Source organism: Pseudomonas sp. SIMBA_067 (assembly GCF_046534675.1).
GTDB lineage: Bacteria > Pseudomonadota > Gammaproteobacteria > Pseudomonadales > Pseudomonadaceae > Aquipseudomonas > Aquipseudomonas putida.
In genome coordinates this window covers 1-435 of sequence record NZ_JAWRYH010000063.1, presented here as the reverse complement: position 1 = coordinate 435, position 435 = coordinate 1, and the positions used below count along the sequence as shown (strand labels likewise).

Here is a 435-nt window from a genome sequence, read left to right as displayed (position 1 = left end):
ACACGCGATGCCACCTGCCCCGCCGGCTTCGGCCCGGGCATGACATTCACTAGCAGGTCGACGATCAAAAAACTGCTCATGAAACCCACATCGACAGCATCGTGCGCATCGCCAAAGCGATGGTAATGGCGCGCCGCAAGCAGCAGCTCATAAACATCATTGGACACACCGAACAAGGGAAAGAAAAACTGCGAAAAAAACGCGACGATCCGGCGAATGCGTGTCTCGCCTTGCTCCCCCTGCCGCCGGGCTCGGTACTGTTCCAGCTCTTTGCCGGAACGGCTGGATGCCTGAGCCTGGCGTTGCAGCTCGAGCACGTTGGCTTGATACAGCAAGGCCTGGGCATCGCTGTGGGAGGTGGCGACAATCGCTAGCCAGTCCTGCGGATCACTGGCGATCTGTTCATGGATGATGCTTTCTATCTCACTCAGTTGC

At 57.9% G+C, this 435-nt stretch carries 1 protein-coding gene; it reads right to left on the bottom strand.

The genetic code is table 11. The features are described from left to right. Window positions 1–435 (bottom strand): hypothetical protein (locus SB765_RS28095; protein WP_410932282.1); only part of this gene is annotated, 435 nt, incomplete at both ends.